The sequence below is a fragment of the Pseudomonas sp. ICMP 8385 genome (assembly GCF_002699915.1).
Taxonomy (GTDB): domain Bacteria; phylum Pseudomonadota; class Gammaproteobacteria; order Pseudomonadales; family Pseudomonadaceae; genus Aquipseudomonas; species Aquipseudomonas gessardii.
On sequence record NZ_LKBY01000047.1, the window covers coordinates 1 to 250 of the forward strand.

The window sequence follows — 250 nt, forward strand, 5'->3', positions numbered from 1 at the left end:
TGTTGCTCAAGGTGGCGGTGTAGGTGATCTTGCCGCCTTCGTTGACGGCGCTTGGCGCGGTCAGGGTGACGGTGGTGGTGTTATCGGTGCTCGGGGTATCCGTCACGACGGTGGTGACTTTATCGGTACCCGGAACCAGGTTTTCAAAGTGCTCGCCACCGGTGACTTCCTTGATGCCGGTAGTAACAGTCTGGTCGCCTTTGTACACGTCATCCGGGGCCACAACCGAAACAGTGCCGCTCGATTGGTC

General features: G+C 58.8%; 1 protein-coding gene. It reads right to left on the minus strand.

What is annotated here, in order from left to right:
* A partial coding sequence (locus tag AO268_RS06800) for an immunoglobulin-like domain-containing protein (RefSeq protein ID WP_141562783.1) occupies window positions 1-250 on the minus strand: 250 nt, incomplete at both ends.